The sequence below is a fragment of the Limimaricola soesokkakensis genome (assembly GCF_900172345.1).
Lineage (GTDB): Bacteria > Pseudomonadota > Alphaproteobacteria > Rhodobacterales > Rhodobacteraceae > Limimaricola > Limimaricola soesokkakensis.
The window spans coordinates 1-23739 of sequence record NZ_FWFY01000023.1 but is presented as its reverse complement, the minus strand read 5'-3'; the positions used below and the strand labels follow the sequence as shown (position 1 = coordinate 23739).

The following is a 23739-nucleotide window of genomic DNA, read 5'->3' as shown; positions in this document are numbered from 1 at the left end:
TCAGCGGCCTCACCTCGCGTATTTTCGCCCGCTCGACCGATGCCGAGGCGCGCGGCGTCTCGGCGCTGTTCGTGCTGGGCCTGCTGCTGGCCGCGCCGATCTGGCTGCTGGTGTCCGGCGAATGGCCACAGCAATGGGTGCCGTCGAGCCCGGCGCTGATGGCGGTCGCGGGCTTGCTGGTGGGCTTCGGCGCCACCTATGGCAATGGCTGCACCTCGGGCCATGGCGTCTGCGGCATCAGCCGCGGCTCGATGCGCTCGATCACCGCCACCGTCACCTTCATGGCCGCGGCCTTCGTCACGGTCTTCGTCACCCGCCACCTCATCGGAGGCTGAGATGAAACAGCTTTTCGCGCTTCTCTCCGGCCTGATCTTCGGCTTCGGCCTGATCGTCTCGGGCATGTCCGACCCGGCCAAGGTGCTGAACTTCCTCGACGTGTTCGGCACGTGGGACCCGAGCCTCGCCTTCGTCATGGGCGGTGCCATCGCGGTGACCGCGCCGGGCTTCGCATGGCTCACCCGGAGCCGTTCGCGCCCGTTCTTCGACACCGAGTTCCGCATTCCAAGCCGGACCGACCTCGACCCCAAGCTGCTGACCGGCGCGGCGCTGTTCGGCACCGGATGGGGGCTTGGCGGCTTCTGCCCCGGCCCGGCGCTGACCGCGCTGCCGATCGCGGCGACCGGGACGCTGATCTTCGTGCCCTTCATGCTGGCCGGCATGTGGCTGGCCCGGCACACCCCCGACCTCTCCCTGCCCCTCAGCAAAGGAGCTACCCAATGACCGACCCCCTGAAGAGCCGCGTCGTCCGCCATTCGCCCTCGGCTGGCGAAGGTAGCCCCGATGTCTGGGGCATCTACGAGCCCGACACCGGGTCGATCCAGTACATCTGCGCCGATCCCAAGACCCGTCAGGCGGCGCTGATCGACGTGGTGTGGAACTTCGACCACCGCAACGGCAAGTTCTCGACCGAAAGCATGGATCAGGTGCTCGACCTCGTCCGCGACAACGACCTGAAGGTGCAGTGGGTGCTCGACACCCACCCGCATGCCGACCACGTCATGGCCTCGGCGCATCTCAAGGAACGCACCGGCGCCCCCAACGCCATCGGCGCGCTGGTGCCCGAGATCGCCAAGATCTGGGCCGACATCTACAATCTGCCCGACGCCTTCGAGCCGAGCCGCGATTTCGACCACCTGTTCGAGGAGGGCGAGACCTTCAAGATCGGCGAGCTCGACGCGCGCGTGATGCTCTCGCCCGGCCACACGCTAGGATCGATCAGCTATGTCTGCGGCGATGCGGCCTTCGTGCATGACACGCTGATGCAGCCCGACATCGGCACCTCCCGCTCGGATTTCCCGGGCGGCAAGACGCACGAACTGTGGGATTCGATCCAGGACATCCTCGCCCTGCCGGAAAACACCCGGCTCTATGTCGGCCACGACTATGGCGGGCCCGAGCGCGACGAGCCGATGTGGGAGGCCACAGTTGCCGAGCACAAGGCGAAGAACCGGCACGTCAAGGACGGCACCGCGCGCGAGGACTTCATCCAACGCCGGCAGGAGCGCGATGCGACGCTGCCGCTGCCGCACCGCATCATCGAGGCGCTGCAGGTCAACCTGCGCGGCGGGCGGCTGCCCCCGGCCGAGAATGACGGCAACCACTACCTGAAATACCCGGTCAACCGCTTCGACTGAGCCTGACCCCGGGCGGCCCAAGGGCCGCCCGCCCCCCCCTTCGATCACGCATGGACCTGCCGCGATGACCCTGCCTTCGCTTGCCCGCTACCTGCCGATCCTCGACTGGGGCCGCCACTACGACCGGGGACAGTTCACCGGCGACGCGGTCGCGGCGGTGATTGTGACGATCATGCTGATCCCGCAATCGCTGGCCTACGCGCTGCTCGCGGGCATGCCGCCCGAGGCCGGGATCTACGCCTCGATCGCGCCTATCTTGCTTTACGCGATCTTCGGCACCTCCCGCGCGCTGGCGGTGGGCCCGGTCGCCGTCGTGTCGCTGATGACCGCAGCGGCGGTGGGCAACATCGCCGAGAGCGGCACGGCGGGCTATGTCGCCGCGGCGCTGACGCTGGCCTTCCTGTCGGGCGCGATGCTGCTGGCGCTGGGGTTGTTCCGCTTGGGCTTTCTGGCGAACTTCCTGTCGCACCCGGTGATCGCGGGCTTCATCACGGCGAGCGGCATCCTGATCGCGGCGAGCCAGCTCAAGCACATCCTCGGCATCAAGGGCGAGGGTCATACGCTGGTCGAGATCGTCTCCAGCCTGCTGGCGCATCTAGGCGAGACCAGTTTCATCACGCTGGCGATCGGCGCGGCGGCCACCGCCTTTCTCTTCTGGGTCCGCAAGGGGCTGAAGCCGCTGCTGCGCCGTATCGGCCTCGGCCCGCGCATGGCCGATATCGGCGCCAAGACCGGCCCGGTACTGGCCATCGTCGCCACGACTCTCGTCGTCTGGGCCTTCGACCTCGGAGCGCGAGGCGTCGCCATCGTCGGCGAGGTGCCCCAGAGTCTGCCGCCGCTCACCCTGCCCTCCTTCTCTCCCGCGCTGATTTCCCAGCTCTTCGTCCCGGCGCTGCTGATCTCGATCATCGGCTTTGTCGAGAGCATCTCGGTCGCCCAGACCCTGGCCGCCAAGAAGCGCCAGCGCATCGACCCCGACCAAGAACTGATCGGCCTTGGCGCCGCCAATATGGGCGCGGCCTTCTCCGGGGGCTTCCCGGTCACGGGCGGCTTCTCGCGCTCGGTGGTGAATTACGACGCAGGTGCCGAGACACCTGCCGCCGGTGCCTTCACCGCCCTCGGCCTCTCGCTCGCCGCGCTGTTCCTGACGCCGCTCATCCATTTCCTGCCCAAAGCGACGCTGGCCGCCACGATCATCGTGGCCGTCCTGAGCCTCGTCGATTTCTCGATCCTGAAGCGTGCCTGGGCCTTCAGCCGCGCCGATTTCGCCGCCGTCTCGGCGACGATCCTGCTGACGCTGGTCTTCGGCGTCGAGGTCGGCGTCACGGCAGGCGTGGTCACCTCGATCCTCGTGCATCTCTACAAGACCTCGCGCCCGCACATGGCGGTGGTGGGCCGGGTGCCGGGCACCGAGCATTTCCGCAACGTGCTGCGCCACGAGGTCGAGACCCAGCCACACGTGCTGACGCTGCGGGTCGACGAGAGCCTCTATTTCCCCAATGCCCGCTATCTCGAGGACCAGCTGTCGGCCTATGCTGCCGACAAGCCCGAACTCACCGACGTCGTGCTGATGTTCCCTGCCGTGAACGAGATCGACCTCTCGGCCTTGGAATCGCTTGAAGCGATCAACACCCGTCTGCACGACGCGGGCATCCGCCTGCATCTGAGCGAGGTGAAGGGCCCGGTTATGGACCGCCTCAAGCGCAGCCATTTCCTCGATGAGCTGACCGGCGAGGTGTTCCTCAGCCAGCACGAGGCAGCGTGCAAGCTGGCACGGGCAACACCGACAAGCGGTGAGAGCGAGGACCCGCCGGAAATGGTGCGGCTCAGCGCAGGCTGAAGAAAACTTGGCCCTGACGCGGCGAGTGATGCGGCACACGAAACGGCGTTGTTGCAGAACTCCCTGCCTGACGGTTCGCAGAACGAAGTAGCCGCTTAGGTGGGTGGCATGACGAAGCCTGTGCTGCCCGCTATCGCACGACGAACTGGTCCGCCTACAACGTCGCCCTACGGAGGCGTGGCTCTCTGCTGATCTGGCTGGACCGGGAGATGACGTGGCTCGCACCGCATGAAGGACGGCCGGGACGTCCCCCTGTTTTCTCCGAGCGCGATACAATTCTGTCTCTCGATCAAGGTGCTGTTCAAACTGCCGCTGAGGCGGACGGCAGGGATGGTGGCCAGTCTGTTGCGGATGGCGAGGCTGAACTGGCCGGTGCCGGACCACTCGACGCTGTGCCGCAGGCAGACGACCTTGTCAGTTCAGGTCCCGTATCGCCGGGCCGATGGCCCGCTCAACCTGCTCGTCGACAATGAGGCATCGTCTGCCATCGGTCCGAGGACAATGCCGAATGGGATCAAATTCCTGGGCGATGGCGAATGGCAGGCCCGCAAACATGGAGTGCAGGGGCACCGCCAGTGGCGCAAGATCCATCTGGTCATGGATACCGCCACCTCCGACATCCGCGCCGTGGAGTTCACCCCCAGCCGCGATGGCGACAGCCCGGTCCTGCCGGACCTACTCGACCAGATCCTCGACGACGAGCCGATCGGCACCGTGACCGCCGATGGCACTTATGACACGCGCCGCCGCCATGCCGCGATCATCGAGCGACAGGCCTCGGCGATTATTCCGATCCGCAAGAACGGGCGCCCCTGGAAAGAGGACGGCCCGGCAGCCCTGGCCCGCAACGACATCCTTCGGGCGACACGGCACTTTGGTCGAGCCTTCTGGACACGCCGGACCGGCTACCACCTCCGCAGCCGCGTCGAAGCCAAGATGCGATGCCTGAAGACATTCGGGGAGCGCATCGCTGCGAGAGATCCCGACCGCCAGACCGCCGAAGTCCACATCCGCATCGCCCTCATGAACCGCTTCTCAGCCCTCGGCACCGCCGAAATCGTTCGAGTGGGATGACCTCGTTGGGGAAAGGGGCACCTGCGCCTTAAGCCTGAGTTCTGCAACAACGTCGATAATCTTACGTCAGGAAGACGGGTCTTCTCGAGTGAACCCGCGCTTTGCCCGCGGCCGCTTGTAGCGTGTCGCTGGTCGGCTAACCTCCGGCCATGCCGAAGCCCAATCCGTATCGCCCCTACCAGCCCGACCCTGCCCAGATGGCGCTGGCGCCCCCGTGTCGGGAAATGACATCAACGGGCTGGATGATCCCGATCCGCATCCGCCGCGCCTAGTCTACTGGGCCCCTGATCCAAGCCAGATCCCGCATGGCGAGATGCAGCGTTGGTTCTACACGGTCCAGCCGGATGCACCGGCGCTACTCGCGGAACGGGCCGCGCGGCAGGCGATCCTCGAAGCGCCGTTGCCGGAGGTCGCCGCCGAGGAGGTCACGCGCGCGCCTGAAGACTGGACCGCCTTGCTCGACGGCTTCGTCGAAGCCGGCCTGTGCGAGAAGACCGGCGTCGCCGAGATGCAAACCGAATGGTGCTACGAGGGCCGCTCGGTGCCGCAGTCGCGGGTGATCATGCTGGGGGTGCAGCACGACTACGCCCGGCTCAGCCAAGCGCCCGAGGTCGAGGCCGGTGCCGAGGTTATTCGGCAATACGGACGGGCAGCGCATGCCGCCAAGCAGGTCGCGGGCTGGTTGCGCCAAGAGGGCTGGCCGCTGAGCCGGTTACCGGGCCGATGACCGGGGACTTCACCCTTATCCCGCCAGCGCTCGCTTGCGGTTTCGGAGAGCTCGGCAAGCACGGCTCGATCATCGATCGCGATCTCGGCGCGAACTTCCGGCTCTCGGCCGTGCTGACCGACGCGCCCTTCGCCCCCACCCCGGCGCGGGAGCATGGCATTGATGCCTTCTGCGCCAGCTGCCGGATCTGCGAGGACGCCTGCCCGCCCGAGGCGATCTACCCGGAGAAGCAGCAGGTGCGCGGAGCGAGCAAGTGGTACGTAGATTTCGACCAGTGCCTGCCGTTCTTCAACGAGCATCACGGCTGCGGGATCTGCATCGCGGTCTGCCCGTGGTCACGGCCCGGCGTGGGGCCGAACTTGGCCGCCAAGCTGGCACGGCGCGCAGAACGAGAGACGGGAGATCAATTCTGATAGCCAGCCAAGTATCTCAGTCTCACCTGCCTAGATGCTTGTAGATCGTGGTACGTGACACGCCAAGCCGACGCGCGGTCTCCGCAATATTGCCCTGGCTGCGCTCGACCTCCAGCTGAATGCCGCGGCACTGTTGTTCCTTCCAAGCCGTGCCGCTGCAACCGGCGCAGGCCTGATGTCGATCCTTGTCGTCGAATGGACGCGCCGCGACGAGATCCGATAGATCGTCGCGGCCGATTGTCGGACCGCGGGCCAACAGCGCGGCCTGCGACATGCGCGCCCGCAACTCGTGCAGGTTTCCCGGCCAATCGTGGCCTGCGATGATGGCTAATGCGCCGTCGTCGAGGCGCAATTCCGGGTTGGCTGCCGCGATGAGGCGCCGCGCCAGCGGGGCGATATCGGACCGCCTTCGCAAGGGCGGCAGGTTGATCGCGTAACCGGCAAGGCGATGTCGGAGGTCCGCTCGAAACCGCCCCTCCGACTGGGCCGTATCGAACGGACGGCATGAACTCGATACGACATGGACGTCGCAGCGCACCGTCTCCGACGACCCTGACCGGCGATATTCACCGGTGTCGAGCACCCGCGCCAGCGCCGCCTGCGCGCGCGGTGGCAGCTCCGTCACCTCATCCAGGTAGAGTGTCCCCCCAGAAGCCCGCGCAAGCAGCCCCGGTTCCCCGGGGCCGCTCCCGAACATCACCCGCGCGAAATCCTCCTCGGTCGCCAGTCGCGCATCGTAGGCTACGAAGGGCCGATCCTTGCCCGCCGCGGCATGGGCAAGCCGTGCCACCATTTCCTTGCCGGTACCTGTCTCTCCCATGATCGAGATCGGCACTCGCCGAGCCACGGCCTCCGGCAGCGCAGCGAGCTGACGCCAGAGATCCGGGTCCTCGACCACGACGTCCTTGAACAGGTTGCGTTCGGTCTGGCTGCGGGCGGGTGCCAGCGGCGCGGCCGCTCCGTGGCGTCCCGCCAGCGCGAAGGCAGCTCGATTTGCCACGCAGCGCATCGAGACCGCCGAGCCGAAACGATCGCGCACGCGCAGCGTTTCCCCCCGGACCAATCGGCAGGCGAGATCCTCGAACCGAGCATCAAAGATTTCCGGAAAGCCTCGCCCGATCAGTGTCGGCAGACCCGTCAGGAACAGCGCCCCGCGCCGGTTGATGGCATGGACTGAAAAATCCTCGTCGAGCACCAGCATCCCCGAGGACAACGTGCCGAGATATTCAGGGCGCGGGTGGAATTGTAGAACCAACCGGTTGTCGTGACGATGACGGATTAGCCCGTTCTCGATATTGGCCGCCGACATCTGCACCAGTGCGGCGGTGTGCTGCTGACGCACGGTGATCCCCGATGAGGCGTCGAGGATCCCGGCCATGCCGCCACGCCCGTCGAAGATCGGCGCGCTGATGCAGGCGATGTTGCCGTGAGTGCGAAAGAAGTGCTCGCCGCCATAGACCTGCGCGGCACGCCCCGTCGCGGCACAGAGTCCCATACCGTTCGTGCCGCCCACGGCCTCGGTCCAGATCGAGCCGGCGATTACGGCGCGGCTCGCTTCGCTTTGCTGGAACTGGCTGTCCGAGAGCGTTTCCAGCACCAGCCCCTCCGGGCTGCCAAGCGCGATCATGAAGTTCGACCCGGCGATCTGGTCATAGAGCAGCTCAAGCTCAGGCCGGGCAAAGCGGATCAGATCACGACTTCTCTCTCGGGCCTGCTCGAAGGCGGTGGGCAGCAACACCATCGCCTCGGGCCGCCCCGCAGGGTCAAGACCGTGCTCGAGCGAACGTAGCCAGCTATCTGCAATGTCCGGAGGCAACGCGCCGCCAGGAAACCGGCCATGGGTTTCGAGCATGCCGCGCGCGCGCATCAACGCGGTCGTCTGGGTCTCCATGCCGTCTCCCCCCGCACGGACCCGGCGTGCGAGGCAGGCCGGAAGTTGCAGAGCCTCCCCGCCCTGCATGACGGGATGCATAGCACGCCTAAAGGGTGATTCGCTGGAGGCTGTGTGAAGTGTCCAGAAGCTGAACACTTCGGCTTCGGGCGCGGATGACGGGCGGGCGTCCCTTGTTCATTCATTGAACGGCATGACGGCGGAAGTGTTCACCGAATTGACAGTTTCAAAGCCTCTGAGACGAGAGTTGCCGTAACGTCCGCCCCTTTGCGACGACCCTTCATCCGCCCCGGGATCCGGGGCCCGGCACAGGGATGGAGGAACCATGAAGGCCCAAGTGCTTCACGACTACGATCCGGCGCTGAAGGCGTCGTCCTGGGTCTCGCTCGAAGAGGTCCCCGACCCGAAGATTGTCAAGGCCGCGGACGTCATCGTTCGTATCGGCGGCGCCGGGGTCTGCCGCACCGACCTGCACATCATCGAGGGCATCTGGCGGCCGCACATGGACCCCACGGGCGGCGCGCTGTTGCCACTGATCATGGGCCACGAGAACGCCGGCTGGATCGAAGAGGTCGGGCCAGAGGTCGAAGGCTTCAAGGTTGGCGATCCGGTGATCGTGCATCCCAAGGTCACCGGCGGCACCTGTCTCGCCTGCCGCCGCGGCCATGACATGCATGCCGACGGCAAGTTCCCCGGCCTCGACAGCAACGGCGGCTACGCGGAATACCTGCAAACCTCGGCGCGCAACCTCGTAGCCCTGCCCCGCACCCTCGCGCCCAAAGACGTGGCACCCTATTCCGACGCGGGCCTGACTGCTTACCGCGCCTGCAAGAAGGCGGCGCAGCAGCTCCTGCCGGACCAGTCGGTGGTGGTGATCGGGGCCGGTGGCTTGGGCCATATCGGCGTGCAGGTACTGCGCGCAATGTGCGCGGCCAAGATCATCGTCGTCGACATCTCCGACGCCTCGCTGCAGCTCGCCGGCCACGGCGGCGCCGATCACCTCGTGAAGGCCGACGGTGGCGAGGTCGAGGCGGTGCTGTCGCTCACCAACGGCAAGGGCGCCGAGGCGGTGATCGACTTCGTCGGCGAAAAGGGCACCACGCATCGCGGCCTCGCGATGACCCGGCCAATGGGCAGCTACTACATCGTCGGCTACGGCGAGGACATCCAAGTGCCGACCGTCGACCTGATCATCAGCGAGAAGAACATCATCGGCAACCTCGTCGGCACCTGGGCCGAGCTGACCGAGCTGATGTCGCTCGCCGATCGCGGCCTCGTCGAGCTGGCAACCAAGCACTACTCGCTCGCGCAGGCCAACGAGGCGCTGCAGGACCTCAATGCCGGCCGGATCAAGGGTCGCGCCGTCCTCGTGCCCTGAGCCCGCCCCGGCGCGGGACCGGACCGGAGGAGGCCGGTCCCGCGCCATATCCTATTCGCCACAGACATCCCTAGGGAGGATACCGTGACCTTCAGCTTCCGCTCGGCCCTGATGGCCAGCTCCGCGCTCGCGCTCGCCGCGGCCCCGGTCTTCGCGCAGACCGACTACAGCGCCACCTACGGCATCGACGAGGACGTGCCCGGCGCCTGCAGCTACGCCTCGATCGATGCCAAGGACTACTCGGGCCGCACGCTCAACGTCATCACCCACGCGATCCCGGTGATCGGCGAGCCGACCGCGCTGCACGCCAAGCAGTTCGGCGAGCTGACCGGCGCCACGGTCAACGTCGTGCATGTGCCCTTCGGCGACCTGTTCCAGCGCATCATGATCCCGTTCCAGACGCGGCAGCAGGCCTATGACGTGCTGTTCTTCGCCTCGCTCTGGCTCGGCGACTTCAACCCCTATCTGGCGGCGGTACCCGAGGAGATGCAGCAGGTGCCGGGGATGCAGGACGTCACCGAGACCTATCGCGGCGTGGCGAACTGGAACGACCAGATGCTGCTCTACACGATGGACGGCGACCGGCACTACCTGAAGTACCGCACCGACATCTTCGAGAATTCCGAGATGCAGGCCAAGTTCAAGGAGGAGACCGGAAAGGATCTCGCCGTGCCTGTGACCTGGGACGATTACGCCGAGATCTCCAAGGTGTTCTCGGGCTGGGACTGGGACGGCGACGGCCAGCCCAACTTTGGCACCGCCGAGGTCACCAAGCGCGACGACCTGATGTTCTCGGCCTTCATCAGCCGGGTGGCGGCCTATGCCAAGCACCCCGACGTTGGCGGCGGCTTCTTCTTCGACCTTGAAAGCATGGAGCCCCTGATCAACACCCCCGGCTGGGTGCGCGGGCTTGAGCAGTTCGTCGCGGCGCAGGATTCGATGCCGCCGGGTGGCACCAACTTCGGCTTGGGCGACGAGATCTTCTCCTTCGGCGGCGGCCAGAGCCTGATGAGCTACTCTTGGGACGACGCCTTCATCCAGGCGATGCAGGAGGACAGCCCGATCCGCAACAAGGTCGCCGCGGCGGAGCTGCCGGGCGCCCGCGAGGTCTGGAACCGTGAGACCGGCCAGTGGGACAGCTTCGATGAGCCCAACCGCCCGGCCTATGTCACATGGGGCTGGAGCTCGGCCGTGGCCAAGGGCTCCGAGGACCAGGACATGGCCTTCGACTTCCTGTGCTTCTTCTCCGACGAGGCCAACACCAACGCCGACCTGCAGGTGGGCCGCTTCGGGGTGAACCCCTACCGCGAGAGCCATTTCGACGCGAACTTCTACCAGGATAAGCTCGGCTGGGAGCCTGCGGTGGCGCAGACCTATGTCGACACGCTGCGTGGCATCGACGCGAGCCCGAACCGGGTGTTCGACCTGCGCATCCCCGGCGTCGGCGAGTTTATGTCCTCCCTCGCGGCCGGCGTGGCCCGGGCGCAGGCGGGCGAGGCCACCCCGCAGGAGGCGCTCGACGGCGTCGCCAAGGAATGGACCGCGATCGTCGACCGGATCGGTGCCGACACGATCCGCGGCGCCTACGCCAACGTCGTCGCGCTCGAAGACGCGCGCTGATCCCCGACCGCGATCGCGAGGCCTTTGGGCCCCCGCGATCGCGCCAGCCCGCTGGAGGCGCGCCCATGTACCGTCAGAAATACCTGTTCCTGCTGCCCGGCCTGATCGCGCTCACCGCGATCATCCTGTTTCCACTGATCTTCACGATCCGCGTCAGCTTCTCGGGCTGGGACGTCTACAACCCCGGCCTGAGCTGGGCCGGGGTCAAGAACTACGTCCGCCTGTTCGAGGACACCCGCTACTGGAGCGCGCTGTCGCGGCTGTCGTTGCTGGCGATCTCGACGGTGCTGATTCAGTATGTGCTGGGCTTCGCCCTGGCGCTGATGGTCTGGAAGGACGTGCATGCGCGGCGCTTCTTCAGAGTGCTGTTCCTCGTGCCGATGATGACCACCCCGGTGATCATGTCGGTGATCTGGCGCACCATCTTCCATGAATCCCTTGGGCCGCTGAACCCGCTGCTCGACGCGATCGTCCTCGGCGGCCAGCCTTGGCTGTCGAGCCCCGGCTGGGCCTTCGCCGCCGTGATGATCGTCGAGATCTGGCAGTGGACGCCCTTCATGTTCCTGCTGCTGCTGGCCGGACTGCTATCACTGCCCAGCGAGCCCTATCTCGCCGCGAAAATCGACGGCGCAGGGCCGGTGCGCACCTTCTTCTCGGTCACCTTTCCGGGCCTTGCCGCCATTTCGGTCGGCGCGCTGCTGATCCGACTGATCGAGGCGTCCAAGATCCTCGACACGGTCTACGTGCTGACCTCGGGCGGGCCGGGCGAGGCCACCGAGACGGCGAGCTACTACATCTACATTCGTGGCCTGCGGGACTTCCAGATCGGCTACTCCGCGGCGCTGTCGATCACCTATCTGGTGATCATGATCGTCGCGCTCACGATCATCGCGAAGCTCATGGTCCGCTTTCTCGTCAAAGGACAGTCATGACCGATCTCACGCAATCCGCCGCCCTGTCGCGCAGCGAGCCCGAGGCGGTCCCCGCCCTGCGCCCCGGGCTGATCGCGAAATACGTATTCATCCTGCTGTGGTCGGCCTTCGTGGTGTTCCCTTTCCTCTGGGCGCTGACCACCTCGTTCAAGGACGCCAACGGCGTCACCAACGGCGCGACATGGCTGCCTTGGATCCAGTATCGGCCCTCGACCCAAGGCTGGTCCTCGCTGTTCGGCGGCGCCGGCGGCACTGACATCACCCGGCCCTACCTCAATTCCATCGCGGTAACGCTGGGCGCCTCGGTGATCTCGATCACGCTGGGCACGCTTGCTGCCTACGGGTTGTCCCGCTTCACCTTCCGTTTCGGCTGGATGCGCAACGCCGACATCACCTTCTTCTTCATCTCGCAGCGGATCATGCCGCCGATCGTGCTGGCGATCCCGTTCTTCCTGATGCTGCAGGCGCTGGGGCTTCTGGACACGCTGGCGGGGCTGATCCTCGTCTACGTGGCGCTCCTGATGCCGATCGCGGTCTGGGTGATGGTCGACTTCTTCAACTCGATCCCGCGCGGCCTCGACGAAATGGCGTGGATGGATGGCTGCGACCCGGTCACCACCTTCGTCCGGGTGATCCTGCCCAACGCCCTGCCCGGCCTCGTCGTTGCCGGCATGTTCTGCGTGATCTTCGGCTGGAACGACTTCTTCTTCGCCTTCACGCTGACCTTCACTAAGACGCAACTGCTGCCCGTCGCCATTGTTGCGCTGAACTCCTCGGTGACGCCGTGGTGGGCGCTTTCCGCCTCCGCCCTTATCTCCATCGCGCCCCTCGTGCTGCTGGCCTTTCTGGTTGAGCGGTTCCTGAGCAAGGGCGGCCTCGCCGGAGCCGTACGCTGATGCTCGATCTTCACAATCTCCGCCTCGCCGAGAATGGCGTGCCGCATCTGGACAGCATCACCGCCAGCTTCGCTCCCGGCACTCTCACTACCATTCTGGGCCGCACCGGGGCCGGCAAGACCAGCCTGCTGCGCGCCATCGCCGGCCTGGCGATCCCCGACGCAGGTGAGATCCGTCTCGACGGCGCCGACTGGAGGCGGCTGCCGCCATGGAAGCGCCCGATCGCCATGGTGACCCAGCAGTTCATCAACTACCCGCATCTGCCGGTACTCGACAACGTCGCCTTCCCGCTCGTGCGGCGCGGCGAGAAATGGCCCGCGGCGCGCGACGCCGCGCGGGCGATGCTGGACAAGGTCGGCCTCGCCGCGATGGTCGACCGTCGCCCATCGCAGCTGTCGGGCGGCCAGCAGCAGCGCGTCGCCATCGCCCGCGCGCTGGTCAAGAAGGCGCCGGTGCTGCTGCTCGACGAGCCCTTCGTGAACCTCGACTACAAGCTGCGAGAGGGTCTGCGCGAGGAGCTGGTCGAGATGCTGCGCACCGAGACCGGCACCACCGTCCTCTATGCCAGCACCGAGCCGCGCGAGGCGCTGCAGCTCGGCGACCGGATCATGCTGATGGCCGAGGGAAGGCTGCTCGACGCGGGCGACCCGCGGGCGATCTTCGAGCGCCCCGCCACGCTCGAGGCCGCGCAGGTCGTCAACGCCCCGCCGATCAACATCGTGCCGCTGGAGATCGACACCGTGGCCAGGATGGGCCCCTTCGGCACGCAGGAACTCGGCGCGCTGGGCCGCGATCTCGCGCCGGGACGCTATCGGCTCGGGCTGCGCGCGGGCGACATCGCGCCGGGCGGGCCGCATCGCGCCCGGGTAATCCTGACCGAGGTCTCGGGCTCTGAGACCGTCACCCATCTCGACCTCGCCGGCCTGCCGCTTGTGATGCACGAGAAAAGCGTCGTCGCCCACGCGCCTGGCAGCGAGATCGGCATTTCCGCGCGGCTGGACCGCGGCTTCGTCTTCGCGGCCAACGGTGCGCTCATCTCTCAAGGAGCCTCCCATGGCTGAGATCCACCTGCAGCAGCTCGCCCATTCCTACGCACCCGACGCGGCCGATCCTGCCTATGCGCTCAAGCCGATCGACATGGTCTGGCAGGACGGGCAGACCTACGCGCTGCTCGGCCCCTCGGGCTGCGGCAAGTCGACGATGCTCAACATCATTTCGGGCCTCTTGAAGCCGAGCCATGGCCGGGTGCTGTTCGACGGGCGCGACGTCACCGCGCTCGACACCGGGCGACGCAACATCGCGCAGGTGTTCCAGGTGCCGGTGATCTACACCTCGATGACGGTGGCCGAGAACCTCGCCTTCCCGCTGCTGTGTCGCAAAATGCCGCAGGCGCAGATCAAAAAACGCGTTGAGGACATCGCCGAGCGGCTCGGCCTCGCCGCGCAGCTCAGGCGCCGGGCCAACGCCCTGACGGCGGACCAGAAGCAGCTGGTCTCGCTCGGGCGCGGGCTGGTGCGCGAGGACGTCAGCGCCATTCTGCTCGATGAACCGCTGACGGTGATCGATCCACAGATGAAGTTCGAGCTTCGGAGAATTCTTAAGCAGATCAACGAGGAGTTTAAGCTGACCATGGTGCTGGTCACGCATGACCAGGACGAGGCGATGACCTTCGCGCGTACCATCGTCGTGATGAACCATGGCGAGGTAGTGCAGTCGGGCGGCCCGAACGAGCTGTTCGAGGCGCCGGCCACGCGGCATGTGGGCTATTTCATCGGCGCCCCTGCGATGAACTTCCTACCTGCGACCCGGGAAGGAAATGAGATCCGGGTCCCGGGGCTGGATCTGTCCTGCCGCGCGCCGCGAGAACTGGCTAAAGGGCCGTTGGAAATCGGGTTCCGTCCCGAGAAAGTCGAGTTGACCGGTCCGGGTCAGTCGATCAGGGGCGTTGTTTCCCGGATCTGGTTTGAAGGGCTGGAGGAGATCGTCGAGGTGACTCGCGGCGGCCAAACTATCCGAGCCCGCTTGCCTGCTGGGAGTTGCCGTCATGGCTCTGAGATTTGCCTGACAATACCCGAGGCCGGCCTGCGACTTTACCAGAACGGACGAATTGTAACCTAGCTGCTTCGTCCGTTGAGATCCGAAGGCCTCGATGTGTCACCACGCTCGCTTTGCGGGAGTCGCTCGCGTTGCTTGATTCAATCCTGCCAAAAACGTCAATCGAACCTCGATCGGTCTCGGGCTTGAATGACGCAAGGTTCCTACCACGACCGGAAGCAACCGAAAGCTGCGTGATCGGCAAACCTGATTGCTTCTCCGGCACTAACGAAGATCGGACGCATCGCGCACTCACAGCGCAGTGATAGTGTGGAGCATTGACCTCGAGGAAATTCCTTCGAGAATGAAGGCTCACGGGACAACGCGGTTCCGTACAAGGAGGGGGCGAGTTCGAATGTGTCAGGTTTTCGCCGGACAGGATCCCGAACGCTATGCCAGCAGCACGCGTCGGCTACGCCTCAACGGCCAGAGCACGAGCATCCGGCTCGAGAACTCGTTCTGGGATATCATTGATCGGATCGCCGAGCGCGAGGCAAGCAGCACTCCAGCCTTCATCTCCAAACTGCATGCTGAAGTGCTCGAACTGCACGGGGAGCCGTCGAACTTTACATCGTTGTTGCGCTGCGCATGCCTCGTGGCCTTCGAGGGGGACCGCAATGAGCCGGCGCTCTTGGCGGCCGAATGAATTCGCCGCACGGCGCGCCTGACGCGGTTGCAAAACCCGTCCGGTAGTAACCGACTACTACCCCACCTCTTTGAACCGGTCGCAATGTTGTCGAAACGGCGGCGGAACGAGAGGGAACCATGGCCAGGATGATCCACAGCATGATCCGGGTGCGCGACGAGGCGCGCTCGCTCGATTTCTATCGTCGCGCTTTCGGGCTGGTAGTCGCCGAGCGGCTCGACTTCTCGGATTTCACGCTGGTCTACCTGTCGAACGCCGAGACCGGCTTCGAGCTTGAACTCACTGTGAACAAAGGGCGCGAAGAGCCTTACCATCTTGGCGACGGCTACGGCCATCTCGCGGTCTCGGTCGCCGATCTCGACGCCGAGCATGCCCGCTTTGAAGAGGAAGGGCTGCAGCCACGCAAGCTGGTGGAGTTTGCGCCAGACGGCAAGCTGGTGGGCCGCTTCTTTTTCGTAGCCGATCCCGACGGCTACCAGATCGAGGTTCTGGAGCGCTCCGGGCGCTTCGCATGAGGTCGCCGGCGCGGAGAAGCGCCTATACGACCAACAGGGAGGAGACGACAATGACAAAGACCATTGCAGGCCCGCGCGGCCTGACGCGTCGGCAGCTGCTCGCCCGGGCGACGGCCGCCGGGGCATCCTTCGTGGTGGGCGCCGGCTACGTGGCCGCCACCGACGCGGCCTGGGCGACCGAGATGAACGCGATGAAGCCCGACAGCTTCGCTACGCTGGTGCAGCTCGCGCGTGACATCTACCCGCATGATCGCATTCCCGACGAGAACTACGTCGTCGCGGTCAAGGGCTACGACACGCCACAGGAGGTCGACGCCACCGAAGCCGGGATCGAAATGCTAAACGCGGCCGCGCGCGGCCGGGGCTACGGCAGCTACCTCGACATCGGCTGGGAGCGCGACCGGGTCGACCTGCTGCGCTCGATCGAGGACAGCGACTTCTTCCAGAAGATCCGCGGCGGGCTGGTAACCGGCCTCTACAATCAGAAGGCCGTCTGGCCAATCTTCGGCTACGAGGGCGAGTCCTTCAGCCAAGGCGGCTACCTGTATCGCGGCTTCGACGACATCGCCTGGCTCTGAGCCGGACCGGGGAGGACATGACATGACTGCACCATTCGAACTTTCCGACGACAGCGTCGTCGTCGTCATCGGCACCGGCGCGGGCGGCGGCGTGCTCGCCAACGAGCTCGCGCAGAAGGGCGTGAAGGTCGTCGCGCTGGAGGCCGGCGGGCGCTACCTTCCTGAGGACTACATCAACGACGAGTGGGAGAGCTTCGGCCAGCTGGCCTGGCTCGACCCGCGCACCACCTCGGGCGACTGGCGCGTGGCTAAGGATTTCTCCGGCCTGCCCGCTTGGATCGTCAAGGCGGTCGGCGGCACTACCACCCATTGGGCCGGCGCCTCGCTGCGCTTTCAGGACCACGAGTGGAAGGCCGCGACCACCTATGGCAACGTGCAGGGCGCGAGCCTGCTCGACTGGCCGATCGACGCCGAGGAAATGGCGCCGTGGTACGACCTCGCCGAGAAGAAGCTCAACGTCACCCGCACCAATGGCAATCCGGGCCTGCCCGGCAGCAACAACTACAAGGTCTTCGCCGCCGGAGCCAAGGCGCTAGGCTACGAGAACTTCCACACTGGCCGGATGGCGATCAACTCGACCGAAAACCACGATCGCCTGATGTGCCAGCAGACCGGCTTCTGCTTCCAAGGCTGCAAGTGGGGGGCCAAGTGGTCCTCAGCCTATACCGACATCCCCGAGGGCGAGGCGACCGGCAATCTCGAGGTACGCGAGAAGGCGCATGCGCTGCGGATCGAGCACGGGCCTGACGGCAAGGTGAACGGCGTGGTCTACGCCGATGCCGACGGTAACGAGCACAAGCAAATGGCGCGCATCGTGGCGGTGGCCGGCAACTCCTTCGAGAGCCCGCGGCTGCTTCTGAATTCGGCCTCGTCGATGTATCCCGACGGGCTCAGCAATTCCTCGGGACAAGTCGGGCGCAACTACATGCGGCACCTGACCGGCTCGGTCTACGGTGTGTTCGACAAGCCGGTGAAGATGTGGCGCGGCACGACTATGGCCGGGATCATGCAGGACGAGGCAAAGCACGACCCCTCGCGCGGCTTCGTCGGCGGCTATGAGCTGGAGACCCTGTCGCTCGGCCTGCCCTTCATGGCGGCCTTCCTCGATCCCGGCGCCTGGGGGCGCGAGTTCACTTCGGCGCTCGATCAGTACGAGAACATGGCGGGCATGTGGATCGTCGGCGAGGATATGCCGCAGGAGACCAACCGGGTGACGCTGAACCATGACGTGACCGACCAGTTCGGCATGCCAGTGGCCAACGTGCATTACTCCGACCATGCCAACGACCGTGCGATGCGCGAGCACGCCTACAAGCAAGGCCAGGCGATGTACGACGCGGTCGGCGCGACCCGTACCCTGCCAACGCCGCCTTACCCCTCGACCCACAATCTCGGTACCAACCGCATGTCCGAGAACCCGCGCGACGGGGTGGTCAACCGTTGGGGCCAGAGCCACGACATCGACAACCTGTTCGTCTCGGACGGCTCACAGTTCACCACTGGCGCGGCTGAGAACCCGACGCTGACCATCGTCGCGCTGGCGATCCGGCAGGCCGACCACATCTCGCGGGAGCTGTCGGCGGGCAACCTCTGACGCCTTCCGCACGGCACCCATGCGCGGCCGCCCCGAGGGCGGCCGCGCATACTCGCCTGCCCTCGCCCCGGAGGCCGGCACCTGGGTCGGGATGGTATTGTTTCCTCCCGCGCATCACGTCAGCAATTGCTCCGGGGAGTGAGCGGCGATCCGGGCCGCGCGGGAGAGGAACACCAATGACACAGTCCCATCTGAAAACCGCGGAGCAGCGCCTTTTGTGGCTGTCGCACTGGATGATCCACCATGCCAATCACATTCGCCCCAAGGTGGACGCGATCAAGCTGGGCGGACATCAGGCTTCCTCGGCCTCGATGGTGTCGATCATGGCGGCGCTCTACTTCACGGCGCTACGCCCGGAGGACCGGGTGGCGGTCAAGCCGCATGCGGGACCGGTGTTCCATGCGATGCAATATCTCATGGGGCGGCAGGATCTCGAGCGGATGAAGAACTTCCGCGGCTGGGGCGGCGTGCAGTCCTACCCGTCGCGCACCAAGGACAACGACGAGGTAGACTTCTCGACCGGCTCGGTGGGCCTGGGCGTCGGCATCACCGCCTTCGCCTCGCTGGTCCAGGACTATGTCGCGGCCAAGGATTGGGGCCAAGACCTCTGTTTGGGCCGGATGGTCGCGCTGATGGGCGATGCCGAGCTCGACGAGGGCAACGTCTACGAATGCCTGCAGGAGGGCTGGAAGCACGACCTGCGCAATTGTTGGTGGGTGGTCGACTACAACCGACAGTCGCTCGACGGGGTCGTGCGCGAGGGGCTGTGGCAGCGGATCGAGGCGATCTTCGGCGCCTTCGGCTGGGAGGTGGTGCGGATCAAGCACGGGGTGCTGCAGCGTGCTGCCTTCGAGGAGCCGGGCGGCACAACGCTGCGCGACTGGATCGACGCCTGCCCGAACCAGGACTATTCGGCGCTGACCTTCATGGGGGGCGCGGTCTGGCGTAAGCGGCTGATGGACGATCTCGGCGATCAGGGCGAGGTCAGCGCACTGATCGAGCGGCGCTCTGATGCCGAGCTGGCCGCGCTAATGGAGAACCTCGGCGGCAACTGCGTCGAGACGATGGCCGAGGCCTTCGCCGCTGTGGACCACGACCGCCCGACCTGCTTTCTCGCCTATACGATCAAAGGCTGGGGCACGCCGATCGCCGGGCACAAGGACAACCATGGCGGGCTGATGACCAAGGCGCAGATGGCCGACTGGCAGCGCCACATGGGCGTGCCCGAGGGTGCGGAATGGGAGCCCTTCGCCGCCGTCGAGGACAAGGCAGGTTTTCGCGACTGGCTCGACCGCGTGCCGTTCTTCGCGGGCGGGTCACGACGGCAACACGACGACCGCCTGCCCGCCCCCACACTCGATCTCCCGTCGGAGCGCGAGGCCTCGACGCAGGCGGGCTTTGGCAAGTTCCTCGACGCGATCGCCAAGCAGGGCGGCCCGCTCGCCGACCGGCTGGTGACGACCTCGCCGGACGTGACCGGCACTACCAGCCTCGGGCCATGGGTCAACCGCCGCAAGCTCTTCGCCCGCGCCGCGCGCGAGGACGCGTTCCGCACGCAGAAGATCCCCTCGACCGCGAAATGGGACTTCGCGCCAGAGGGGCAACACATGGAGCTCGGCATCGCCGAGATGAACCTGATGCTGTTTCTCGGTGCGGCAGGGCTGTCGCACGCGCTGTTCGGCAAGCGGCTGATCCCGGTCGGCACGGTCTACGACCCCTTCGTCGCGCGCGGCCTCGATGCGCTGAACTACGCCTGCTACCAGGATGCCCGCTTCCTGCTGGTCGGCACGCCCTCGGGCGTCACCCTCGCCCCTGAGGGCGGCGCGCACCAGTCCATCGCCTCGCCGCTGATCGGCATGAGCCAGGACGGGCTCGCCGCCTTCGAGCCGGCCTTCGTCGACGAGCTGTCGGTAATCATGCACTGGGCCTTCGACTACCTGCAGCGCGACGGCGCGGGCGACCCGGACGAGCGGACATGGCTGCGCGACGAGACCGGCGGCTCGGTCTACCTGCGGCTGTCGACCAACCCGATCGAGCAGCCCGGGCGGCGCCATGACGACGCCTTCCGACAAGGCGCGATCGACGGGGCCTACTGGCTGCGCCCGCCGGGGCCGAACTGCGAAGTCGTGATCGCCTATCAGGGCGTGATCGCGCCAGAGGCGATCGCGGCGGCCGGGCGGCTCTCCGGGATGCGGCGCGACGTGGGCGTGCTGGCGGTGACCTCGGCCGACCGGCTCAACGCCGGCTGGACGGCGGCGCAGCGGGCGCGGGCGCGCGGTGTGGCGGGGGCGCGCAGCCATGCCGAGCGGCTGCTCGACGGGCTGCCGCGCGACTGCCGGATGGTCACGGTGATCGACGGCCACCCGGCGACGCTGGCCTGGCTGGGTGCTGTGGCGGGACACCGCACCATGTCGCTCGGGGTGGAGCATTTCGGCCAGACCGGCAGCATCGCCGATCTCTACCACCACTTCGGCATCGACGCCGCCTCGATCGCCGAGACGGCGCTGGGGCTGAGCGCCGGGCCGCGATTGGCGGCCGGGCGATAGGCCGGGGTCAGCCCCCGGCCATGGCAAGGCAGTCGTGGTAGAGCCGCACCGCCTCGTCCTCGGCGATCTCGACATCCGCGAAACACAGCGGCGTGCCCTTGGCCACCGCCCGGCGCAGCGTGATCCCCTGCGCCAGCCCGATCGGCAGCACCTCGTCACGCGCCGCCCGGGTGGCGGGCATGACCCGACCCCAGACGGTGTAGCCGCCTTCGCCATCGAGCTGGTCGCCGGGGCCGAGGTCCCGCTTGGCGATGGCCGCGACGGTCGCGTGAAAGCCCAAGGGTGCGCCCGTGGCCTCGCCCCTGAGCGCCGCCGACAGCACCGAGGTGGCAAGTTCCAGGCCGATCATGTGAAACGGCCGGTACATCGCGGCATAGCGCCCCGTCGCGTCGGTCGGCAGCCCGTACTGCCGGAAGCAGGCGGCGGCGTAGTCGCTCAGCGCCTCGATCACCACGTAGACGCCCCAGCGCAGATCGCGGAACACCGGCCGCCCATCGCGTTCGAGGCTGGAAACCACCTCGACCATGCCCGTCCGCTCCAACTGCCCGCCGATCTCGCGAGGGCGCAGCACGCGGGCGAGGTCATCCGCGCCGCAAGGCGGGAAGGCCAGCCCCTCTTCGGGCACCGAAAGCCCGGTGGCGTTGGCGATCGCCGCCGCCTCGATCGCGCTCTTGGTGCCGTCGAGAAAGGAGTTGAACATCTGGGGATTCATCCCCGCCGCCTTCGCCTCCCCGGGCGTGAGGCCATAATGCTCCCAGACCGCGTCGGGCGTCACCTCGTGATAGCTCGGCAGGTATTTCGTGCCTTTGCCCGCCGCGACGACGCGAAACCCGTTCGAGCGGGCCCAGTCGACCATCTCGCAAACCAGCGCCGGCTGGTCGCCGAAGGCCATCGAGTAAACCACGCCTGCCTCGTCGGCTAGGCGCGCCAATACGGGGCCTGCCAGCACGTCGGCCTCGACATTGACCATCACCACGTGCCGACCCGCCGCAATCGCGGCCTGCGCGTGGCGGATGCCCGCGCGCGGGTGGCCGGTCGCCTCGATCACCACCTCGACCCCGTCCAGCGCCGCCAACTCCGCCCCGTCAGTGACAAAGCGCGTGGCCGCGATCCGCGCTTCGTCCCAGCCCACCTCGCGGCAGGCCACGCGGGCGCGCTCGGGGTCGAGATCCGCGATCGCGGCAACCTCGAGCCCCTCGACATGCGGCACCTGCGCCAGGAACATCGAGCCAAACTTGCCCGCGCCGATCAGACCGGCGGTGACGGGCCGCCCCCCGGCCGCGCGCGCCGCGCAGAGCTTCGCCAGATTCATGGATACCTCCCCTTCTCCCTGCGCGCAGTGAAGGCGAAAATCCCAGCAAGGTCCATGTGCGTTCCCTGTCGTAAGACCATCCAACCCTCCTTTCAGCGTGTGACTGAAAATTCCCTAGTTGCTGAGGTCGAAGCAGCTGCAAGATTCGAGGGCAGGCGAGAAACGGCGTCCGAAATAGTAAGCTGAGGTGGGGCCTCTCCGGCTGCTGGGCGCTAGCCACCGAATCTAGCAAGCGAGCCTTTGCCGTAACCCCGTACGAATGACCGCGATGCGCAGGAAGCGGACTTCGCAGAGTCGGATAGTAGCGACAGGGCAACCGACGCGACCGGCGCTAAGCCGACCTTCATGCCTTGCGTAGCAAAGGTCAGCTTCGAGCCCATATTGCTTAGTGCTGCACAGGGCGCGAATGTCGAGTTCGAAGAAATGTGATGGAGCGAGATAGCTATGCCACGAATTGAAGTTCCATCGTTTGCAATCATCGAGAAAGCGACGCGCAACGTTCGGAACAAATCGAGCGGACTACCATTCGACAGGGATTACGCGATCACCATAAATTTCCATCCTGACGCCCTTTATGGTAGTGAGCTTGTGATCGAGGCTCTTGCTCGAGATGGCGTTTACCGCTCCCAGTTTGAAACTGGGATCAGCAATGGCGCGATGTTTGCTCACCCCGATTGTGGTCGATTGCTTTGGGAAAGCCGTATCTTTGGCGGAGCCTACGACTCCGCTGAAGCCACGGACCGTCCAAAATACGGGGCGTTGAACCATCAGCGATTGACTATCGGTGGTTCGCCAAGGTTCGGTTCGGCGCATTTTCGGCTCCGCCCTGAAGTCTTAGATCGCGCAACGTTTTGTTACCCCGATAGCCACCTTGATCCACAGAACTTCGGGGTAGCCGAAAAAATGGGGCTTCTTGAGGCCGTCCAACCAGCCGATGATCCGCTTGATGATTATGTGGAGGCTCAAATACATGGACTGATAGATCTTTCGGATGATGTCAGTGCGATCGTGCTTGACCCAAGCTTCCGCGGCACCGTTATTGAAAAATTTGCGCATAATCTGGAATGCCCTGTCGAATGGCATCCCGGCTTTTCTATGCCAGCATCGAAACTTCCATTTTGTGAAGCTTACAGGGATGAGCGGATTGCTGAGCTCGCGGCGTCCCTCTTTAATGGACCGAACTTGACCCCCGCCTGTATTGCGAAGGCTCGCAGAGGCGGACCTGCCGATCTACATGATTTGAAGCGGGTTTGGCACTGTGTTGCGCGATTTGGGTCACCTGTGAGCTTTCGTTTCCCGTGACAACACACATTATTTACATGCCCACCTTAGTATTAGCGGATGTTCAAACCAAAACTTCCAACGGCGGCTTTGTCCGCTCACTGGACCTCGGCCCGGCCTGCGGCGAATGTCGGAATGTCGGCTTACCGCCCTTCGTGCCCCGAGCGTCGATCAATGCTGCGCCATGCTCGAACGTCGTGGAAGGGCTGGGTGCCGACCTTCGCGGCGCCCAACGCAAACGACCGTTTATGGGCAGCGGTTGAGGTTCATCGAGCCAACTGAGTGATAGCGTCAGTAATGTAGCGACGGTATTCGAGGGAGTACGCCCGAGAAGCAGCCGCTCATTGGCCCCCTATTCTTTCCGAGATCTTGATGACCTCACTTCCTCTCTCCGTTCCCCTCGGCGAACGAGAACCAGCCTTCTCCTTCATGTCGCGTCTTGCGAACCGGAATGGCCTCCCGGCCGCCACTTTCGGCGGAGACTTCGACCTCCCCTTCTCAAGGGTCATCCAAGGCGACGAGTTGGCTTGCCGGCGCTTGGCCGAACTGGGTGGGGTAGCGCCCTGTGCGCTTTTAGAATGTGACCTGAGACCCGTCTTTCCTCCGGTTTGACGGAGAATCCATGGGTGGTTTCTGAGGCTATGCGGCCTGCTGTTCCAGTGCTGTTTTCATGGCAAATTCGGCGGGTGGGATATTGCCCAAGGCTGA

The 23739-nt window shown here is 65.7% G+C and carries 20 protein-coding genes and 1 pseudogene; 19 read left to right on the top strand and 2 right to left on the bottom strand.

Annotation, left to right across the window (positions count from 1 at the left end):
* The 7 genes and pseudogenes from LOS8367_RS18210 to LOS8367_RS19215 form a co-directional block, all read left to right on the top strand.
* The coding region (locus LOS8367_RS18210; RefSeq protein ID WP_085897828.1) for a YeeE/YedE family protein at positions 1-335 on the top strand (335 nt) is incomplete at its 5' end.
* 1 nt (position 336) lies between these two features.
* Positions 337-780: a YeeE/YedE family protein gene (locus LOS8367_RS18205; RefSeq protein WP_085897963.1), complete on the top strand. Its 444-nt coding sequence runs from the start codon at positions 337-339 to the stop codon at positions 778-780.
* Positions 777-1694 carry an MBL fold metallo-hydrolase gene (locus LOS8367_RS18200; protein WP_085897962.1) on the top strand — a complete coding sequence of 306 codons (918 nt, stop codon included), beginning with the start codon at positions 777-779 and terminating at the stop codon, positions 1692-1694. Before LOS8367_RS18205 ends, LOS8367_RS18200 begins: the two co-directional genes overlap by 4 nt.
* A 64-nt stretch (positions 1695-1758) precedes the next feature.
* Positions 1759-3534: a SulP family inorganic anion transporter gene (locus LOS8367_RS18195; RefSeq protein ID WP_085897961.1), complete on the top strand. Its 1776-nt coding sequence runs from the start codon at positions 1759-1761 to the stop codon at positions 3532-3534.
* Positions 3535-3642: 108 nt separating this feature from the next.
* Positions 3643-4608, top strand: a pseudogene (locus LOS8367_RS18190) (IS5 family transposase).
* 214 nt (positions 4609-4822) lie between these two features.
* A complete protein-coding gene (locus LOS8367_RS19220) occupies positions 4823-5335 on the top strand; it encodes a hypothetical protein (protein ID WP_207569298.1) in 513 nt (170 codons plus the stop codon).
* Entirely contained in the window at positions 5332-5748 is a 417-nt protein-coding gene (locus tag LOS8367_RS19215) for a 4Fe-4S dicluster domain-containing protein (RefSeq protein ID WP_207569297.1), read from the top strand. The genes LOS8367_RS19220 and LOS8367_RS19215 overlap by 4 nt, the downstream gene beginning before the upstream one ends.
* Positions 5749-5770: 22 nt before the next feature.
* Here the strand turns inward: LOS8367_RS19215 and LOS8367_RS18180 are convergent, their stop codons facing one another.
* Complete coding sequence (locus LOS8367_RS18180; RefSeq protein ID WP_133056380.1) at positions 5771-7777, bottom strand: sigma-54-dependent Fis family transcriptional regulator; 2007 nt, start codon at positions 7775-7777, stop codon at positions 5771-5773.
* A 187-nt stretch (positions 7778-7964) separates the two neighbouring features.
* Here LOS8367_RS18180 and LOS8367_RS18175 point away from each other — a divergent pair, with 187 nt between their 5' ends.
* The 11 genes from LOS8367_RS18175 (at position 7965) to LOS8367_RS18125 (ending at position 20438) form a co-directional block, all read left to right on the top strand.
* Complete coding sequence (locus LOS8367_RS18175) at positions 7965-9017, top strand: NAD(P)-dependent alcohol dehydrogenase (protein ID WP_085897959.1); 1053 nt, start codon at positions 7965-7967, stop codon at positions 9015-9017.
* A gap of 84 nt (positions 9018-9101) precedes the next feature.
* A complete protein-coding gene (locus tag LOS8367_RS18170) occupies positions 9102-10637 on the top strand; it encodes an ABC transporter substrate-binding protein (protein ID WP_242665650.1) in 1536 nt (511 codons plus the stop codon).
* 65 nt (positions 10638-10702) lie between these two features.
* Positions 10703-11569: a carbohydrate ABC transporter permease gene (locus tag LOS8367_RS18165; protein ID WP_085897958.1), complete on the top strand. Its 867-nt coding sequence runs from the start codon at positions 10703-10705 to the stop codon at positions 11567-11569.
* Positions 11566-12465 (top strand): carbohydrate ABC transporter permease, encoded by a 900-nt coding sequence (locus tag LOS8367_RS18160; RefSeq protein WP_085897957.1) that lies wholly within the window; start codon positions 11566-11568, stop codon positions 12463-12465. The genes LOS8367_RS18165 and LOS8367_RS18160 overlap by 4 nt, the downstream gene beginning before the upstream one ends.
* Entirely contained in the window at positions 12465-13526 is a 1062-nt protein-coding gene (locus LOS8367_RS18155) for an ABC transporter ATP-binding protein (protein WP_085897956.1), read from the top strand. Before LOS8367_RS18160 ends, LOS8367_RS18155 begins: the two co-directional genes overlap by 1 nt.
* The gene (locus LOS8367_RS18150) at positions 13519-14583 is read left to right on the top strand and encodes an ABC transporter ATP-binding protein (protein WP_085897955.1); all 1065 of its coding nucleotides are present in this window, start codon (positions 13519-13521) and stop codon (positions 14581-14583) included. Before LOS8367_RS18155 ends, LOS8367_RS18150 begins: the two co-directional genes overlap by 8 nt.
* A 331-nt stretch (positions 14584-14914) precedes the next feature.
* Positions 14915-15205 carry a ribbon-helix-helix domain-containing protein gene (locus LOS8367_RS18145; RefSeq protein WP_085897954.1) on the top strand — a complete coding sequence of 97 codons (291 nt, stop codon included), beginning with the start codon at positions 14915-14917 and terminating at the stop codon, positions 15203-15205.
* A gap of 119 nt (positions 15206-15324) precedes the next feature.
* Positions 15325-15720, top strand: coding sequence for a VOC family protein (locus LOS8367_RS18140; RefSeq protein WP_085897953.1), 396 nt, complete (start codon positions 15325-15327; stop codon positions 15718-15720).
* Between the two features lie 50 nt (positions 15721-15770).
* Positions 15771-16298, top strand: a complete 528-nt coding sequence (locus tag LOS8367_RS18135; RefSeq protein ID WP_085897952.1) for a Twin-arginine translocation pathway signal — start codon at positions 15771-15773, stop codon at positions 16296-16298.
* Positions 16299-16320: 22 nt separating this feature from the next.
* Positions 16321-17892 (top strand): GMC family oxidoreductase, encoded by a 1572-nt coding sequence (locus LOS8367_RS18130; RefSeq protein ID WP_085897951.1) that lies wholly within the window; start codon positions 16321-16323, stop codon positions 17890-17892.
* A gap of 176 nt (positions 17893-18068) precedes the next feature.
* Positions 18069-20438, top strand: coding sequence for a thiamine pyrophosphate-binding protein (locus tag LOS8367_RS18125; protein WP_085897950.1), 2370 nt, complete (start codon positions 18069-18071; stop codon positions 20436-20438).
* A gap of 7 nt (positions 20439-20445) precedes the next feature.
* Here LOS8367_RS18125 and LOS8367_RS18120 read toward each other — a convergent pair whose 3' ends face one another.
* Entirely contained in the window at positions 20446-21750 is a 1305-nt protein-coding gene (locus LOS8367_RS18120; protein WP_085897949.1) for an NAD(P)H-dependent oxidoreductase, read from the bottom strand.
* A gap of 444 nt (positions 21751-22194) precedes the next feature.
* Here LOS8367_RS18120 and LOS8367_RS18115 point away from each other — a divergent pair, with 444 nt between their 5' ends.
* Entirely contained in the window at positions 22195-23052 is an 858-nt protein-coding gene (locus LOS8367_RS18115; RefSeq protein WP_207569296.1) for a DUF3626 domain-containing protein, read from the top strand.
* Positions 23053-23739: the final 687 nt, after the last annotated feature.

Excerpts from the sequence above, each read along its gene's own strand:
- LOS8367_RS18205 (WP_085897963.1), top strand. The coding sequence starts at position 337 with ATGAAACAGCTTTTCGCGCTTCTCTCCGGCCTGATCTTCGGCTTCGGC.
- LOS8367_RS18200 (WP_085897962.1), top strand. The coding sequence starts at position 777 with ATGACCGACCCCCTGAAGAGCCGCGTCGTCCGCCATTCGCCCTCGGCT.
- LOS8367_RS18195 (WP_085897961.1), top strand. The coding sequence starts at position 1,759 with ATGACCCTGCCTTCGCTTGCCCGCTACCTGCCGATCCTCGACTGGGGC.
- LOS8367_RS19215 (WP_207569297.1), top strand. The coding sequence starts at position 5,332 with ATGACCGGGGACTTCACCCTTATCCCGCCAGCGCTCGCTTGCGGTTTC.
- LOS8367_RS18175 (WP_085897959.1), top strand. The coding sequence starts at position 7,965 with ATGAAGGCCCAAGTGCTTCACGACTACGATCCGGCGCTGAAGGCGTCG.
- LOS8367_RS18165 (WP_085897958.1), top strand. The coding sequence starts at position 10,703 with ATGTACCGTCAGAAATACCTGTTCCTGCTGCCCGGCCTGATCGCGCTC.
- LOS8367_RS18160 (WP_085897957.1), top strand. The coding sequence starts at position 11,566 with ATGACCGATCTCACGCAATCCGCCGCCCTGTCGCGCAGCGAGCCCGAG.
- LOS8367_RS18155 (WP_085897956.1), top strand. The coding sequence starts at position 12,465 with ATGCTCGATCTTCACAATCTCCGCCTCGCCGAGAATGGCGTGCCGCAT.
- LOS8367_RS18150 (WP_085897955.1), top strand. The coding sequence starts at position 13,519 with ATGGCTGAGATCCACCTGCAGCAGCTCGCCCATTCCTACGCACCCGAC.
- LOS8367_RS18145 (WP_085897954.1), top strand. The coding sequence starts at position 14,915 with ATGTGTCAGGTTTTCGCCGGACAGGATCCCGAACGCTATGCCAGCAGC.
- LOS8367_RS18140 (WP_085897953.1), top strand. The coding sequence starts at position 15,325 with ATGGCCAGGATGATCCACAGCATGATCCGGGTGCGCGACGAGGCGCGC.
- LOS8367_RS18135 (WP_085897952.1), top strand. The coding sequence starts at position 15,771 with ATGACAAAGACCATTGCAGGCCCGCGCGGCCTGACGCGTCGGCAGCTG.
- LOS8367_RS18130 (WP_085897951.1), top strand. The coding sequence starts at position 16,321 with ATGACTGCACCATTCGAACTTTCCGACGACAGCGTCGTCGTCGTCATC.
- LOS8367_RS18125 (WP_085897950.1), top strand. The coding sequence starts at position 18,069 with ATGACACAGTCCCATCTGAAAACCGCGGAGCAGCGCCTTTTGTGGCTG.
- LOS8367_RS18120 (WP_085897949.1), bottom strand. The coding sequence starts at position 21,750 with ATGAATCTGGCGAAGCTCTGCGCGGCGCGCGCGGCCGGGGGGCGGCCC.
- LOS8367_RS18115 (WP_207569296.1), top strand. The coding sequence starts at position 22,195 with ATGCCACGAATTGAAGTTCCATCGTTTGCAATCATCGAGAAAGCGACG.